Origin of the sequence: Vibrio sp. CCB-PB317 (genome assembly GCF_022808245.1) — a bacterium.
In the GTDB taxonomy this organism is placed as follows: Bacteria; Pseudomonadota; Gammaproteobacteria; order Enterobacterales; family Vibrionaceae; genus Vibrio; species Vibrio diabolicus.
The window spans coordinates 341,782-357,443 of the sequence record NZ_JALGNU010000001.1; the positions used below are offsets into that span (position 1 = coordinate 341,782).

Genomic DNA, 15,662 nt, shown 5'->3' on the forward strand with positions numbered 1-15,662 from the left:
CGCGCTTAGTTTGCCCAATGTAGCTTTTCCTTTCCCAAAGTTTTTCAGTTCCGGAGTCTGGGTTAAATACCGCAGAGTCTCGGGCAAATGAATAGCGCTATTAATAGATAAAATAACAATATATTAACAAGGAAGGAAGAATGACATGCAACTTAACCAGCAACAGGTTCGCGATGCACTAGCTTGGCTACCATTGGTCGACGCTTTAAAAGATATTTTTACCCGTGATGTAACGGCGCCTATTCGTCACCATCACACGATGAATGTGCCGCAAGACCCTAGCGCGACCTTGTTATTAATGCCGGCATGGATTGAAGGTGAGTACTTGGGCGTAAAACAGGTGAATGTCTTTCCGGGGAATTCTGCGCGTAATCAACCTGGACTCAGCAGTCACTATTTACTGAGTTGTGGTCAGACAGGGCAAATGCTGGCTCAGATCGATGGCAATGAGCTCACCGCGCGCAGAACTGCGGCGGCCTCGGCACTGGCTTCTCGTTACCTCTCGCGTGAAACGGCCAGCAAAATGTTGATGGTTGGGGCAGGACGCGTTGCACGACGCCTAGTACCAGCTCATATCAGTGTACGTCCAATTGAAACTGTTCATGTGTGGGATATTAATCCGGCTGCGGCAGAGCAATTGGCGACAGAATTGCGTGATGAGGGCGTTGATGCCATTGTATGCTCCGATGAGCAACTAGAAACGGTCGCGCGTGAAGCCGATCTCATTAGCTGTGCCACGCTTTCAACCGAGCCCCTAATTAAAGGTGAGTGGCTGAAGCCGGGCACGCACTTAGATTTGGTGGGGAGCTTTACGCCGACAATGCGCGAGACCGACAACGAAGCGTTACAGAGAGCGAATGTATTCGTGGATGTGAAGGCGGCGGCACTGGTTGAAACGGGCGAGTTGATCATGCCTATCCGTGACGGGGCGATTACCGAAGAGAAGATTTTAGCGGACTTTTCGGTGTTGTGTAGTGGCCAACATGCAGGACGTGCAGAGCTCGACGAACCAGAAACGGCGATCACGTTGTTTAAATCGGTTGGCGACTCTCGTGAAGATCTGGCGGGCGCGATTCTGGCTTATCAGTCAGTGCAGGGTGCGTAAATCGTAATCAGGCCGACGCATATCTTGGCTTTTCTTTTGCCCTGCTTGCGGCTTTGTTATCCGCTATCAGGCTTTCCATGCGCGCCGCACCTTTTCAGGTGCGGTCCCTCGCGACGTGATTTGGAAAAAGACCTATGACTAAAAAGAACTCAGATTATACGGCGCCACCACCACTAGGCTTGGCTGTCGTACCGATTATCCTCACCATTGGCTTGTTAGCGACACAGATTTTTTATTATGACGACTTTACTCCACATATCGCGTTAGCGATTGGTTTTGCTATTACCGCGTTAGTTGGCTGGTACCAAGGGCTGCGTTGGCAGGACATCGAATCCGGCGCATTTCGTGTCTTACACGTGGCGATGCCCTCCATTGCGACCCTTATTGTAGTAGGGATGCTGGTAAGTACGTGGATAGCCAGTGGCACGGTGCCAACCCTTATTTATTACGGCTTAGTCTTGATTGAGCCGGAGTGGTTTTTGGCAGCCACCATGCTGTTGTGCTCTTTGGTATCTCTTTCGATTGGTTCGAGTTGGACAACCGTGGGCACGGTCGGCCTGGCGTTGGTTGGAATCGGTTTTGCGTTTGGTATTCCAGCATATTGGACGGCGGGTGCCGTTGTCTCAGGCGCTTTTTTCGGCGACAAGATCTCACCGTTGTCGGATACCACTAACCTTGCTGCCGCCGTAACAGAAACCAATGTATTCGCTCATATTCGTAATATGATGCCGACAACCATTCCAGCTATGCTGATCGCTTTGACGCTGTACTCGATTCTTGGTGGTGTAGTGATGGGGGATGCGACCTCTGACGCTCAACAACAGCTACAACAAATCACCGCGATTCAATCGGGCATGGAGAGTCATTTCTTACTCGGTTTGTTGCCTTTACTGCCGCTCTTTGTGGTGATGCTATTGGCGTTTTACAAAATAGCACCGATCCCAGCCCTGTTTATTGGCTTTGTTCTCGGCGCTGGTGTCGCGGTTCATAATTACGATTACAACCTGAATGACATTCTCACGTTTGCCCACAGTGGGTACAAGATAGAAACCGGATCGGACGCGCTGGATAATTTGCTAAATCGCGGTGGCGTTACCTCTATGACTTGGGTGATCACTTTGATGATGTTTGCGTTGGCATTTGGTGGTGCACTGGAGCGAACTGGGTGTTTGGAGTCAGTCGTGAATGCCGTGATGAAGTCGACACGAGGTTTCAAAGGGTTACAAACGAATGCCATTCTTACTTCCGTTGCGACCAACGCCGTGTCGGGTGATGTGTACCTCTCGATTGCTTTACCTGGGCGTATGTTTGGGCCGCAATATGACAAGTTGGGCTATAGCCGACTCAATCTGTCCAGGGCGATTGAAGAAGGAGGGACCTTAGTCTCGCCATTGATCCCTTGGAATGCGGGTGGTGCATTTGTGATGGGAACCTTGGGGCTGATTGTTGCACCAGGCGATTACAGTGCTTTGTTGTATGCACCGTTGGCGTTTGCTTGTTGGTTATCACCAGCGATTGGCATTTTATACGCCCAGACAGGCTGGTTCTCAAAGCGTGTGGAGCAAGAGGCGCCGGCAAGCACAGAGCCTGTCTCACCAGCGAGTAGCAGCACCCATTAAACCGTATCCAATCATTCTTTAGCTAAGCCAGTAGGTAGAACATGACACAATCCGCGAAACATACCCCTTTTAACGACAAGCCCACCGTTGCGGTAGTGGGGGCTGGAGTGGTGGGGCTTTGTACCGCCCTAGAAGCACAGCGTCATGGCTTTCAAGTCACTTTGTTTGACAAGGGTTTGCCGGGTGAAGGCGCTTCGTTTGGTAATGCTGGCTATTTAGCAACAGAACTGATTGATCCTCTGGCAACGAAAAAGACACTGGCTGCCGCGCCAAGGATGTGGATGGATCCCAAGGGGCCGTTGGCCCTTCCTTGGAAGTATTTACCCCAAGCCCTGCCTTGGTTGGCGCGTTTTGTTCGCTCTGCTTCTTCTGCGCGAGTGGAGGCCAGTCGACAAGCGCTCTACCAGCTCAATCAAGCGGCCGTTCCTGCTTGGCAACGCTGCTTGGCTGATATAGGGGCCGAAGAATATCTTGTTCCGTCAGGTTACCTGTTGGTATGGGAGTCGGAAAATAAGTTAGACGAGGCCAAAACGCATGCAGCTTACCTTGCTCAATGGGACATCGAAAGTGTCCTAGTGCAAGGTGCACAACTGAGGGAAAAAGAGCCAGAGCTGGCTGAGACTGTCAGTCACGCTCTGTTTTTCCCTAATGCGTGTCGAGTGAAAGATCCTTACTTACTGTCGAAACAACTGTTTGCGGTTTTTCAAGCGCGCGGTGGGCGTTTTGAACAAACAGAAGTGAGTGAAATTCTTCCGCAAGAGAATGCTGTTGGGGTGGTCACAGCGAAGAGTCAAAATAAGTTCGAGCACGTGGTACTTTGCACCGGCGCTTGGGGTAAGCCTCTGTTAGAACAAACAGGGATATCTGTTCCACTTGAAGCGGAACGCGGGTACCACCTGACGATAGAGACTGCCGACATGGAGACGCCGCCACTCCAACATCCGATTGGCTCTGCGGAGCGTAAATTTGTGATGAGCCCTTTGGCGTCTGGCTTAAGGGTGGTTGGGATCACTGAAATAGGTGGCTTGCGTTTACCTGAGTTTGCTCGCAGGTTTAATGTGCTGCGCCATCACAGTAGGCAACTATTGCCACGATTAAACAACCCTGATCTTAAAGTGAGTGAATGGATGGGACATAGACCGACTCTGTCGGATTCGTTGCCAGTGATAGACCAGCACCCGCGTCATCCACGGTTATTGTTTGCCTTTGGAAATCAGCACTTGGGGCTGACTCAAGCCGCCATTGGTGCTGAGTTGGTTATTAGCTTATTGCGCCAAGTGGAGCCTGAGTTTGACGTGAAGCCGTATCGGGTAGACCGATTTTAAGACCCACAGACAGCAGATAGTAGCGTGATAAAAAAGCACGTCGAACGAAGATCTCACATGTCGATTCACACTGGCACTCATTGATATATTGCCACTTGCCTGCGCCTGATTACTCCCCGCAGATTCGTGGTTGATGATGAACTCCATGGATGTGTATAGAAGAGCGAAATAAGAAAGCCCTTTTAATTAAGGGCTTTATACATGGGCATGGAACTGGTTGGAGTCTATTCTATATTCTGGATCTGCTCACGCATCTGCTCAATCAGAACTTTCAGTTCAACGCCCGATGCGGTGATGTCGGTGCTGATGGATTTCGACGCTAACGTGTTCGATTCACGGTTGAACTCTTGCATCATGAAGTCCAGACGACGACCCACTGCGCCACCTTTTTTCAGAATGTTTGTGGTTTCTTTTACGTGAGAGTCCAAGCGATCGAGCTCTTCAGCAACATCCGATTTTTGCGCTAGCAAAATCAACTCTTGCTCGATACGAGACGGATCCAGTTCCACTTTAGCGTCTTCGAACTTCGAGAATAGTCGCTCACGTTGCCATTCTAAAATTTCTGGCATGCGTGCGCGCACTTTCACAACTTCTGATGTGATCGCTTCTAGGCGTTGCTCAATCAGCGCCTTCATGTTCTCGCCTTCACGAGCGCGCGCTTCAATAAATTCATCCATTGCGCCATCAAACGCTTCTAGTAGCACTTTATTTACCGCATCCATGTCTTGCTCTGGCGTTTCCATTACCCCCGGCCATTGCATGACTTGAAATGGATTGATTCGGCTCAGTTCACCAGTCATGTGCATGACTTGTTCAGCGGCTTTAATTACCTGGCTAGCAAGCGCTTCATTGATGCTAAGCTCACCTTTTGCGGCAGGGTTTGCTTCAAAACGCAGATTACATTCCACTTTGCCTCGCGCTAAGCGCTTACGAAAACGCTCGCGTAAAACGGGCTCTAATCCGCGAAATTGTTCTGGCATGCGGAAGTATGTTTCTAAATAACGCTGGTTCACGCTGCGGATTTCCCATACCGCAGAACCCCAGTCGCCTTTTACTTCTTTGCGTGCATACGCTGTCATACTGTAAATCATCGAATTTTCCTGTCTTCATTTTTTGAAAATTACTTCAAGAGTGTATCACGCTGCGTCGATAGGTGCGCGGGATGTATGGATTGTTTATGTTGTGCCAGCGGCGTAACCTATGAATCCGGAATCGATTCCGTTATAATCTTCGCCCAACCAAATCGTCTTCTCCTCATATTTAAGGTAGATGCCCATGCGTCCAAACGATCGCAAGGCGGATCAAGTTCGCCCTATCAAAATTACTCGTAACTACACAGCTTACGCTGAAGGGTCAGTGCTAGTTGAGTTCGGTAACACCAAAGTGTTGTGTAATGCGACCGTCGAAGAATCTGTGCCACGTTGGCTAAAAGGTCAAGGTAAAGGCTGGGTTACAGCTGAATACGGCATGCTACCTCGAGCAACACATTCTCGTACTCGTCGTGAAGCGGCAAGTGGCAAACAAGGCGGCCGTACGATGGAAATTCAGCGTCTTATTGCACGAAGCCTACGTGCTGTTGTCGATCTAAAAGCCATGGGTGAGTTCATGATCACCGTTGACTGTGACGTTATCCAAGCTGACGGTGGTACCCGTACTGCATCTATCAGCGGCGCAAGTGTCGCAATGGCCGATGCGTTCCAACACCTAGTGGATAGCGGTAAGCTAAAAGCGAATCCAATGAAAGGCCACGTAGCGGCAGTTTCAGTTGGTTTGCTAGGCGATGATGTTCTGTGTGACCTTGAGTACGTTGAAGATTCAGCGGCAGACACAGACATGAACGTTGTAATGACAGAAGAAGGTAAGATGATTGAAATTCAGGGCACCGCAGAAGGTGAACCGTTCAGTCACGAACAGCTGATGGCATTGCTCGAGTCGGCGAAAATCGGCATTACGGAAATTGTCGCAGCGCAGAAGGCTGCGTTACAAAATTAATGATTTATTTAAATAGCTTCCCCGAAAGGAAGCTATTTTTTTGCATATTACTAGGTCCTAGGATCTGATCCCCACACGAAAAGAAAATTGAGAGAAATCCATGAAAGCATACCAGCGTGAGTTTATTGAGTTTGCACTTGAGAAAGAAGTTCTTAAGTTTGGTGAGTTTACTTTGAAATCTGGCCGTAAAAGCCCGTACTTCTTTAACGCTGGTCTTTTCAATACTGGTCGTGACCTAGCGCGTCTTGGTCGTTTTTACGCAGCAGCGCTTGCAGATTCAGGCATTGAGTTTGATGTGCTGTTTGGCCCGGCGTACAAAGGTATCCCAATTGCGACGACAACAGCAGTCGCGCTGGCGGATCACCACGATATCGACACGCCTTACTGCTTCAACCGTAAAGAAGCGAAAGATCACGGCGAAGGCGGTAACCTTGTAGGCTCTGCGCTTGAAGGTCGAATCATGCTAGTGGATGACGTAATCACAGCAGGTACGGCAATCCGTGAATCGATGGAAATTATTAAAGCAAATGGCGCTGATCTTGCGGGTGTGTTGGTTGCTATCGACCGCCAAGAGAAGGGCAAGGGCGAGCTTTCTGCGATTCAAGAAGTTGAGCGTGACTTTGGTTGTGCCGTGATTTCAATTGTAAGTTTGGGTGATCTTGTGACTTACTTAGAAGAGAAAGGTGACGCTGCTGAGCACTTGGAAGCAGTTAAAGCCTATCGCTCGGAATACGGCATTTAATTTGTTACTTTTTCTGAAAAAGTAAAAAGGGCAGATGGATATCCATCTGCCCTTTTTTGTTTTTGGATTTATCGCCTTGACCACTTACTTATAGCGAATGCCTTTCTCGACATGCTCATCTTGCATGGTTTTGTAGCGTTTATGGAGCCACATCCATTGCTCTGGAGCGCGTAGAATGACCTCTTCCACATACTTGTTCATATAAGCAGCAGCGGCGACTTCGTCTTTTTGTGGATAGTCGGCTTCAATGCACTTATCGGCGATGATGTCGTATTTCCCTTCACCATTGCGAAACCCTGAGCCTGGGATGATCGCACATTTTGAGGTATACGCCAGAATGCTCGTGCCTGTTGTCGTACACGCATCGTCTACGGCAAAGAAGGGCACAAATACTGATTTTTTGCGACCGTAATCGTGATCCGGTAAATAGAACAGACGCTCACCACTGCGTAATACACGAATCATCTTTTTCACATCTTTACGATCAATCAGTTTATTGCCGTTATGTGTCCGTCCCCAATACTGGATAAAGTTATAAGCAGGATTATTATGCGGACGAAACGCGCCGTACCCGGCCACGCCGAGCACGGCGAAAGCACGCGCAGTGATCTCTAGATTAAGAGCATGGACACAACAAAGTAGGACGCCTTTACCTTCTTTGGCTTTTTCACGCAGTGCGCCGAGATCTTTCTCGACGATAAGTTTTTTAAAGCGCCAAGTCGGCCAGAACCAAGTGATTCCGGTTTCTATGAGTGCCATACCGGTATTTTTGAAGTTCTCTTCAACAATATGTTGAATCTCTTCAGGTGTTTTGTCTGGAAAGGCCAATTCTAAGTTACGTTGAGCAACGTGGACACGCTTTTTACCGTAGCGCATGCCAAGTTTACCGAGTGAACGACCTAATGAAAGCAGCAGCCGATAAGGAAGAATATTGACGAGGATGGCCAACAGACCAAAACCAAGCCATACGCCCCAGTTACGAGGGTGAAGAAGTGAAAGAGAAAACTCGGGCTGCGTGTATTTGTCTTTACTCATAATCTTTTACTTTATTTGTGCACTCAAAAGCGCCCAGTACTCGTCAAAGTTTGCAGTCGGCTGGTATTTAAAGTCGCTACGCACAAAGCGGTTTAGGCTACCCTCAACTTGTCCCAGAATTTGCGCGGCTAGGATGCGCTCTTCGACAGGGAAAGACTTCCCTTCACGAATCTTACGTTCACGCAGGATCTGGCGTAATTGTGTTTCTATGCGCTCAAAGAGTTGATTGATGCGTTCACGTAGGCGTTCATTTTCAAACATTAGAGCATGGCCCGACAAAATGCGTGTCAGACCAGGGTTACGTTCAGAGAACGCCAAAATCAGGTGCATCACCATACGAATACGCTCTAGAGTATCTTTTTCGTCGTCTAGAATACGGTTGATACGTGTCATCAAGGCTTCTTCAATGAACTCAATCAACCCTTCGAACATGCGCGCTTTACTTGGGAAATGACGATACAGCGCGGCTTCTGAAACGCCGACTTGCTTGGCCAGTTTTGCCGTAGTAATGCGTGAAGCGCCTTCTGTTGATTCAAGCATTTCTGCTAATGCTTGTAAGATCTCTTCACGACGGTTGGATTTTTTACTGCCGGCCATTAGTTACTTCCTTTCAAAATACAAAGTTGAGCGGAGGGGATTATAAGACGCTATTTCGCCTCAAACTAGACCACTAAGGGTGGAATGGGAGATTTAACACCCTTAGTTGTCATGTTTGTACCAAATTTATGCCAGCTTTTGTGAAAAGTTGGCAGGGTTTTCAAACGTTAGTTACATCAAGTGATGCATTTTTTCGAGAATTTTAAAGCTCAATGCTTCTTTTGATTCTAAAGCGAGCGCAAGTTCACCCTCAGGCCAGTACAGGGTAATCGCGTTGTCGTTGCTGTTAAATCCTTGCCCTGCAACCGAAACGTCATTCGCACAGATCATATCGAGGTTTTTCTTTGTTAACTTGCCTCGAGCATAGGTCTCTACATCATTGGTTTCAGCCGCAAAACCGACGGTAAACGGACGCTTCTCCGTCATTGCTGCTACAGAAGCAACAATATCAGGATTTTTGACCATATTAATGACCATTTCGTCATTGTCTTCCGTCTTTTTCAACTTTTGAGACGCGATCGTTTGTGGGCGGTAGTCGGCAACAGCAGCGCAGCTAATAAACGCATCATGCTGGTTTGCGTGTGTCATAACGGCTTCGTGCATCTCTTGTGCACTGGAAACATTAATGCGCTCAACACCTACGGGCGTATTTAAACTGACAGGACCGCTCACGAGGGTGACTTTTGCTCCCATCTGCGCTGCGGCGCTCGCCAATGCATAGCCCATTTTCCCTGAGCTATGATTCGTAATGTAACGCACTGGGTCAATCGCTTCGCGAGTTGGGCCTGCGGTGATGAGTATCGACTTACCTTCTAGCAATTTTGGCTGAAAGAACTGTTCACATAGATGCACTAGCTGCATTGGTTCCAGCATTCGACCTGGGCCCACATCGCCACAGGCTTGCTCTCCTGCAGCGGGGCCCCAGATGTGCATACCGCGACGCGCTAATGTTGCGATGTTCTCTTGGGTTGCGATATTGCGATACATCTGTTGATTCATCGCAGGAGAAACAGCAACAGGGGAATCCGTCGCGAGCACGAGCGTGGTAAGCAAATCGTTCCCCATACCTGCAGACATGCGCGCGATTAAGTCCGCAGTCGCTGGCGCTAGTAGTACTAAATCTGCCCATTTGGCCAATTCAATATGGCCCATAGAGGCTTCTGCTGCTGGGTCTAATAAACTGTCCGAGACAGGACGGCCCGAAACGGCTTGCATGGTTAAAGGGGTAATGAACTCTTTTGCTGCTTTCGTCATTACAACTTGAACTTGTGCTCCTCTCTCTATGAGGCGACGGGTTAGCTCCGCACATTTATACGCAGCAATACCGCCACTGATGCCGAGTAGAATTTTCTTTCCTGCTAGTGTTTGCATGTGAGATCTCCAATTTGATGACCGGATTTTAACACAATTCAAAGTCTGACCGCCCGAGCATATATAACGAGAAGATAATTCACATCAAACTCCAGAGTATTAATCTGACCGAGGAAGGGAAAATTCTCGCCTACCTCACAGACAAGTTGCGCGGAGTTTGCAAGTCTGAAAAGAAAAAGAGGTACTGGAAACCATGGTGTTGAAAAGTCGAAACAAATTGCTGCTGATAACCCTAATTCCGTTGTTGTTGATCACTACGTTGATCTCAGTGGTGTATTACATCAACAGCAGTAAAAGTTTGGAAGCGGAGCTGGCAAGAGACAGGCAAGAGCTCATCGAAACGAAAAAGAAAGAGTTACAAGCCTATATGATGATGGGTGTGACGGCGATAAAACCGTTATACGACACGGATGTAAATGGAAGTAATAAAGAGGCAGCAAAAGAAATTCTGAAAGCCATGCGCTTTGAAAGCGATGGCTACTTTTTTGCCTACGACTCTCAAGGTGTGAATACGTTGCACGCCATCAAACCTGCATTAGAGGGTAAAAACCTTTACGACTTAAAAGATGAAAATGGGGTCGCAGTTATTGCGGGCTTGATTGATGCTTCTCAAAAAGGGGATGGGTTCCTCTATTTCTCGTGGCATAAACCGACCATTGACGCACAAGCGCCTAAGTTGGGCTATGCAGAATATCTATCGAAATGGGACTGGGTTTTAGGTACTGGCGTTTATATTGATGACATCGACCAGCAAGTTGCGATGCACAGAGAGTTAAAGACTCAAGAGCTAAAAGAGCATACGTTATCTGCCGTGTTGATTTCCGTTATTGGATTGATCATTACCAGTGTTCTCACCAGTATCGTGGTGTCTAAAGGTATTCAGCCATTACAACATGTCGCGGCTTCATTAAAAGATGTTGCCGCAGGCGGTGGTGACTTAACGGCTCGTTTAAAAGTCGAAAGTCAGGATGAAGTCGGTGAAGTGGCGGCCGCGTTTAATGAGTTTATGGATAAGCTGCACCCACTGATGCAGGATATCCACCGCTCTGCGACGACAGTACAGACCGTTTCTCAAAGCCTGAACACTCAGACCAGCCAAGCGAGCGGTCAAATGCAGGACCACTGTTTAGAGACGGACAAAGTCGTGACTGCGGTGACACAAATGAGCATGACAGCCAAAGAAGTAGCCAGCAATACCAATGCGACTGCACAGGCGATTGAGGATGCCAACAGTCAAGTTACCGAAGCTCAGCGTGAAGTGGAACAAGCAATTGAAGGCATTACCGAGCTAGTGAGGGAGATAGACAGTACGTCAGATGCAATTTCTGAGTTGAGTTTACAAACCGAAAAAATAACCAAAGTGCTGGATGTGATTGGCGAGATAGCCGAGCAAACGAATTTGTTGGCCCTAAATGCGGCGATTGAAGCGGCTAGAGCGGGTGAGCAAGGCCGAGGGTTTGCCGTCGTTGCGGATGAAGTTCGCTCGTTAGCCAGTCGTACGCAAAATAGTACTCATGAAATTGGTGACATGCTTAAGCAGCTGCAAAATGGTGTATCAAGAGCGGTCAGTACAATGTCGGTGAGCCAAAAACGAGGTGTAAAAACGGCGGAAGAATCGGCGCTCATTCAGCAATCTCTTTCTGGTGTTCATCATTCTATCGGAACAATTCGAGATATGGGTATTCAAACCGCGTCTGCCGCCGAAGAGCAAAGTGCGGTTGCAGAAGACATCAACCAAAACTTAGTGGCTATTCAACAGATCGTGAACAACATTAATGAGACGTTGCAGCATGCCGAGTCAATCAGCACGCAGCTATCACAATCTGGAACAGAAATTCACGGCTTGGTTGGCAACTTTAAACTCTGATGAACTGTTAAGTTGCATTGAAAGCACTGATGGTACGAAGAAAGCGAAAGTCATACTCGACTTTCGCTTTTTGTTTTGTGGAATAGGGGCACTTTCCATATAAAGAGACATCAGATGATACTGAAAGCTATGCCAACTGAGTCCATGCCCAGGGAGAAGCTGCTGCAACGAGGACCGCAAGCATTGACCGATGCTGAGCTACTGGCTATTTTCTTGCGCACGGGCACCCACGGAATGAACGTAATTGAACTTGCAGACTTCCTTATTCAAGACTTTGGTTCGCTAAGACAACTATTTTCAGCATCAGAGCAAGAGTTTTGTCGTCATAAAGGGTTGGGACAAGCCAAGTATGTTCAGTTGCAAGCGGTACTAGAAATGACGCAGCGCTATTTAGCGGAAACGCTAAAGCGTGGTGACGCCTTAACCAGTCCCGACCAAACTAAGTTATATCTGTCTTCTATTTTAAGGGATCGGCAAAGAGAGGCTTTTTATATTCTTTTTCTCGATAACCAGCACCGAGTGATAAAAGATGAAATTTTATTTGAAGGAACGTTGGATGCCGCGTCGGTTTATCCGAGAGAAGTCGTCAAGCGAGCTCTGCATTATAATGCGGCGGCTTTGATTTTGGCGCACAATCATCCTTCAGGCGTTGCTGAGCCGAGCCAAGCTGACAGAAGGATTACAAGGCGTCTCACCGACGCATTAGCATTGGTGGATATTCGTATTTTGGACCATTTCGTCATCGGAGATGGGGAAAGTGTCTCTTTTGCTGAAAGAGGCTGGATATAACTGTGCGTTTTTTAGGTTGTTAGTTGCTAAAAATCTGCTATCATCCACGCCACTAAATTTTTAACTGAATTCAGCTTGGACTGCTAAAAAAATCTGCTGTCTAAAAAAAGATCACGAAAACCTGTAAAAAGGATCTGTTCGGGTCTTGAGCAATGCATATCAAGTTAGTATAATGCGCGACCTTTGATAGCCTTGTATGGATTTTCCATAGCGGTTCTTAACCTCTAACTTCTTTTCGAGAGATAGAGAGGTTCGGCCACCAAGGTTGATATCGAGCTGAAACGATTTTGGAGAAGACATTCATGTCACGAGTATGCCAAGTAACTGGTAAGCGTCCAGTAACGGGTAACAACCGTTCACACGCACGAAATGCTACTAAGCGTCGTTTTCTGCCGAACCTACAAACTCATCGTTTCTGGGTAGAGAGCGAAAAACGTTTTGTTAAACTACGTCTATCTGCTAAAGGTATGCGCATCATCGACAAGAAAGGTATTGATACTGTTCTTGCAGACATGCGTGCACGTGGCGAAAACGTTTAAGAGGAAATAAGCAATGGCAAAGAAAGGCGTTCGTGAGAAAATCCGTCTAGTATCTTCTGCAGGTACAGGCCACTTCTACACAACTGATAAGAACAAGCGTAACATGCCAGGCAAATTTGAGATCAAAAAGTTTGATCCAGTAGTTCGCCAGCACGTTATGTACAAAGAAGCAAAAATCAAATAATTGGTTTCAGTCTCTTTGATGAATTGAAAAACCCAACTTTCGAGTTGGGTTTTTTATTACCTGAATAAAAAAGTGCTGAAAAAAGTGTTCAGTACGTTATCGGATAATAAAGCACTGCTGAAGTCATTTTATCGGTCCGACGCTACACTAGAATTTTTGATTTATCGCTCTCTACCGCTTTGCCACCAATTCTCTACACACTTGCACACCGTTGTTCTAGTCAAGCTCAATACTCTTTGGTAGTTTACTCATAACTATAAGAGAGTAGAGATGGTTATGCGTGTGAGTCCGGCTCGTCGCCGCCGATGGAACAATATTCTTATTCTGGGCATTATCGCGTTTATAGTGATCTTAAATGCGCCGATGTGGATCAAAACTTACCTATTAACAGACCAAGCAGACCCTTACCCAAATGTACTTCGCTCCGACTATACGGTGGAGTCTTTGTACTATAGTGGCTGGGAGTTCGAACTGCATGATGGACGATGGCAATCCAACATCAAAGTCGACGCACCGATCAGTGAACTTGTATCACGTTGGCAATCATTGGAAGGGACCGAGCTTACCTCAGAACAGTACGATCATTTAAAACCTAACCTGACGGCACCTGAAACGGTAGAAGTCTGGTATCAGGATCTCGAAGAGCCGCAGCGGGTGACTTTCTTTCGTTTACCTGATTTCTGGCTATTTAAAACCTGGCAAGACAAATGGGTCGCTATCTCCGTCGATGAAAACTACCTTATGCCAGAGTAGAGCCTTTTTGCGCCTATACCCCTAACAAGCTTTCCTATTTATCGTTTTTCTTTTCGATTATGCTAGCAGCGAGAACTATTAGCCGGTGAATTGGAGAATCTAATGCCTGAGTTGCCAGAAGTTGAAGTCAGTCGTATGGGGATTAGCCCCCACATGGTTGGACAAACGATCCAGTCGTTTACTTTTCGAACGCCTAAATTGCGCTGGGATATTCCTATAGAGCTTAAAAAATTGGAAGGGCAGGTGATCCGTGCGATTAGCCGTCGTGCGAAATACTTACTGATCGAGACAAACACAGGTACAGCCATTGTTCACTTGGGCATGTCTGGGTCTTTACGTGTCCTAGATGCCGACTTTCCGCCAGCAAAGCACGATCATGTAGATCTCAAACTAAGCAGTGGAAAAATACTGCGTTATAACGATCCGCGTCGTTTTGGGGCATGGCTGTGGTGTGCTCCTGGCGAGTCACATGCTGTACTAGCAAACATGGGGCCTGAGCCTTTAACTGAAGAGTTCAATGCGGAATATGTAGCGGAGAAAGCTAAAAATAAGCGTGTCGCCGTCAAGCAGTTCATCATGGACAATAAAGTCGTGGTTGGTGTCGGGAACATCTACGCGAATGAGTCGTTGTTTAAATCTCGAATTCACCCTTCAAGGCCTGCAGGTAAGCTAACTTCTCAAGAGTGGGGGTTACTTGTTGAAAATATCAAAATGACACTTGAGATTGCCATTACGCAAGGTGGAACTACGCTGAAAGACTTTGCGCAAGCCGATGGAAAGCCGGGTTACTTTGCACAAGAGTTATTAGTTTACGGAAAAGCCGGAGAGCCATGCCCAGAATGCGGCGAACGACTTCAAGAGCTAAAAATAGGGCAGCGTAATACCTTCTTTTGTAGTGAGTGTCAGAAATAATAGGCTTGGAGAGTTATTGATAGTTCACGCTCAACAATGAGTATCCTTGCTAATAATTATAGGGGTAGATACTATATTGAGCTGCACTAAATCAGCTGAGGGTTTAACGGTGGAACTAAGCAGTAATACACCATTGAAAGTGTTTGTTATTACAACTGGAAATGAAGAGCGAGTAAATCGCATTCAAAATTACCTAAAGGGTATCGATTTTGAATTTGTTTACTCAGATTCTTATGATGATCTTCTTAAGCTAGAGAAAGAGTATGAAAGTTACTCTCATAAGTTTCGCCAAAAAGCGATCATGGCTGGAGAGATTGGTTGTTTTAAGACACACTCTCAAGCATGGGAATTGATTGTTGCGTCTGGAACGCCTGCGATTGTTCTTGAAGACAATATTGAGTTCATCGGTGAAGCATCAAGATTACTTGCTGATGACGTACTATCTTATATCCAAAGTTGTGGCTTAGTGAATTTTACTAACTTCTGCTACATTTTAGACCCAGAAAAACCTTTTAAAATATCAGATGTAAAAGAAAAGAAGCCGTTTCCAACCGTGTGTTATGGCATTACACCATTAAGAGCTAGAGATCTATTAAGCAGCATGAGAAAAACGGCTTATGCTGTGCCAATTGACAAGTGGTTAGCGATTCCCAAATTAAGTGGTTGTTATGGTTACATCAGCCCAATAGTGGTAGCGAAAAGAGAAGATAACCTGACTAGTATTGCTAATAAACGTAAGGGGAAAAAGACTTTTAATCCCCTTAACATGATTCAGCGTGTTATCAATAAAATTAAGTATAACTACTAGTTATTTCAGGGTTACCTAATAGAT

The 15,662-nt window shown here is 46.8% G+C and carries 16 protein-coding genes; 12 read left to right on the plus strand and 4 right to left on the minus strand.

Features of this window, described 5'->3' with window-relative positions; all coding sequences use genetic code 11:
* Positions 1 to 145 precede the first annotated feature (145 nt).
* The 3 genes from MTR11_RS01635 to MTR11_RS01645 all read left to right on the plus strand — a co-directional run bounded on the left by MTR11_RS01635 (position 146) and on the right by MTR11_RS01645 (position 4,049).
* Positions 146 to 1,105 (plus strand): ornithine cyclodeaminase family protein, encoded by a 960-nt coding sequence (locus MTR11_RS01635; protein WP_243326927.1) that lies wholly within the window; start codon positions 146 to 148, stop codon positions 1,103 to 1,105.
* Between the two features lie 134 nt (positions 1,106 to 1,239).
* A complete protein-coding gene (nhaC, locus tag MTR11_RS01640; protein ID WP_243326928.1) occupies positions 1,240 to 2,724 on the plus strand; it encodes a Na+/H+ antiporter NhaC in 1,485 nt (494 codons plus the stop codon).
* A 41-nt stretch (positions 2,725 to 2,765) separates the two neighbouring features.
* Complete coding sequence (locus tag MTR11_RS01645) at positions 2,766 to 4,049, plus strand: NAD(P)/FAD-dependent oxidoreductase (protein ID WP_243326929.1); 1,284 nt, start codon at positions 2,766 to 2,768, stop codon at positions 4,047 to 4,049.
* Between the two features lie 224 nt (positions 4,050 to 4,273).
* Here the strand turns inward: MTR11_RS01645 and MTR11_RS01650 are convergent, their stop codons facing one another.
* Positions 4,274 to 5,140 (minus strand): YicC/YloC family endoribonuclease, encoded by an 867-nt coding sequence (locus tag MTR11_RS01650; protein ID WP_005379378.1) that lies wholly within the window; start codon positions 5,138 to 5,140, stop codon positions 4,274 to 4,276.
* Between the two features lie 184 nt (positions 5,141 to 5,324).
* Between MTR11_RS01650 and rph the strand changes: the two genes are divergently transcribed.
* Both rph and pyrE read left to right on the plus strand, forming a co-directional pair.
* Positions 5,325 to 6,041: a ribonuclease PH gene (gene rph / locus MTR11_RS01655; RefSeq protein ID WP_064353526.1), complete on the plus strand. Its 717-nt coding sequence runs from the start codon at positions 5,325 to 5,327 to the stop codon at positions 6,039 to 6,041.
* A 100-nt stretch (positions 6,042 to 6,141) separates the two neighbouring features.
* Entirely contained in the window at positions 6,142 to 6,783 is a 642-nt protein-coding gene (gene pyrE / locus MTR11_RS01660) for an orotate phosphoribosyltransferase (protein WP_006741831.1), read from the plus strand.
* A gap of 84 nt (positions 6,784 to 6,867) precedes the next feature.
* Here pyrE and MTR11_RS01665 read toward each other — a convergent pair whose 3' ends face one another.
* The 3 genes from MTR11_RS01665 to coaBC all read right to left on the minus strand — a co-directional run bounded on the left by MTR11_RS01665 (position 6,868) and on the right by coaBC (position 9,786).
* On the minus strand, positions 6,868 to 7,818 hold the full coding sequence (locus MTR11_RS01665; RefSeq protein WP_012841196.1) for a Kdo(2)-lipid IV(A) acyltransferase: 951 nt from the start codon (positions 7,816 to 7,818) through the stop codon (positions 6,868 to 6,870).
* A gap of 6 nt (positions 7,819 to 7,824) precedes the next feature.
* Positions 7,825 to 8,415, minus strand: a complete 591-nt coding sequence (gene slmA / locus MTR11_RS01670) for a nucleoid occlusion factor SlmA (protein WP_005395778.1) — start codon at positions 8,413 to 8,415, stop codon at positions 7,825 to 7,827.
* A gap of 171 nt (positions 8,416 to 8,586) precedes the next feature.
* The gene (gene coaBC, locus MTR11_RS01675) at positions 8,587 to 9,786 is read right to left on the minus strand and encodes a bifunctional phosphopantothenoylcysteine decarboxylase/phosphopantothenate--cysteine ligase CoaBC (RefSeq protein WP_243326930.1); all 1,200 of its coding nucleotides are present in this window, start codon (positions 9,784 to 9,786) and stop codon (positions 8,587 to 8,589) included.
* A gap of 193 nt (positions 9,787 to 9,979) precedes the next feature.
* On the opposite strand from coaBC, the gene MTR11_RS01680 reads away from it, so the two are divergent.
* The 7 genes from MTR11_RS01680 to MTR11_RS01710 all read left to right on the plus strand — a co-directional run bounded on the left by MTR11_RS01680 (position 9,980) and on the right by MTR11_RS01710 (position 15,638).
* Positions 9,980 to 11,653 (plus strand): methyl-accepting chemotaxis protein, encoded by a 1,674-nt coding sequence (locus MTR11_RS01680; RefSeq protein WP_243326931.1) that lies wholly within the window; start codon positions 9,980 to 9,982, stop codon positions 11,651 to 11,653.
* Positions 11,654 to 11,767: 114 nt separating this feature from the next.
* Entirely contained in the window at positions 11,768 to 12,442 is a 675-nt protein-coding gene (gene radC / locus MTR11_RS01685; protein WP_243326932.1) for a RadC family protein, read from the plus strand.
* Between the two features lie 302 nt (positions 12,443 to 12,744).
* Entirely contained in the window at positions 12,745 to 12,981 is a 237-nt protein-coding gene (gene rpmB, locus MTR11_RS01690) for a 50S ribosomal protein L28 (RefSeq protein WP_005384783.1), read from the plus strand.
* 13 nt (positions 12,982 to 12,994) lie between these two features.
* The gene (rpmG, locus tag MTR11_RS01695) at positions 12,995 to 13,165 is read left to right on the plus strand and encodes a 50S ribosomal protein L33 (protein ID WP_004410866.1); all 171 of its coding nucleotides are present in this window, start codon (positions 12,995 to 12,997) and stop codon (positions 13,163 to 13,165) included.
* 276 nt (positions 13,166 to 13,441) lie between these two features.
* A complete protein-coding gene (locus MTR11_RS01700; protein WP_243326933.1) occupies positions 13,442 to 13,918 on the plus strand; it encodes a hypothetical protein in 477 nt (158 codons plus the stop codon).
* 102 nt (positions 13,919 to 14,020) lie between these two features.
* Positions 14,021 to 14,830 (plus strand): bifunctional DNA-formamidopyrimidine glycosylase/DNA-(apurinic or apyrimidinic site) lyase, encoded by an 810-nt coding sequence (gene mutM, locus MTR11_RS01705; RefSeq protein ID WP_134647600.1) that lies wholly within the window; start codon positions 14,021 to 14,023, stop codon positions 14,828 to 14,830.
* 109 nt (positions 14,831 to 14,939) lie between these two features.
* Positions 14,940 to 15,638, plus strand: a complete 699-nt coding sequence (locus tag MTR11_RS01710; RefSeq protein WP_154647399.1) for a glycosyltransferase family 25 protein — start codon at positions 14,940 to 14,942, stop codon at positions 15,636 to 15,638.
* The last annotated feature ends 24 nt before the right edge of the window (positions 15,639 to 15,662 follow it).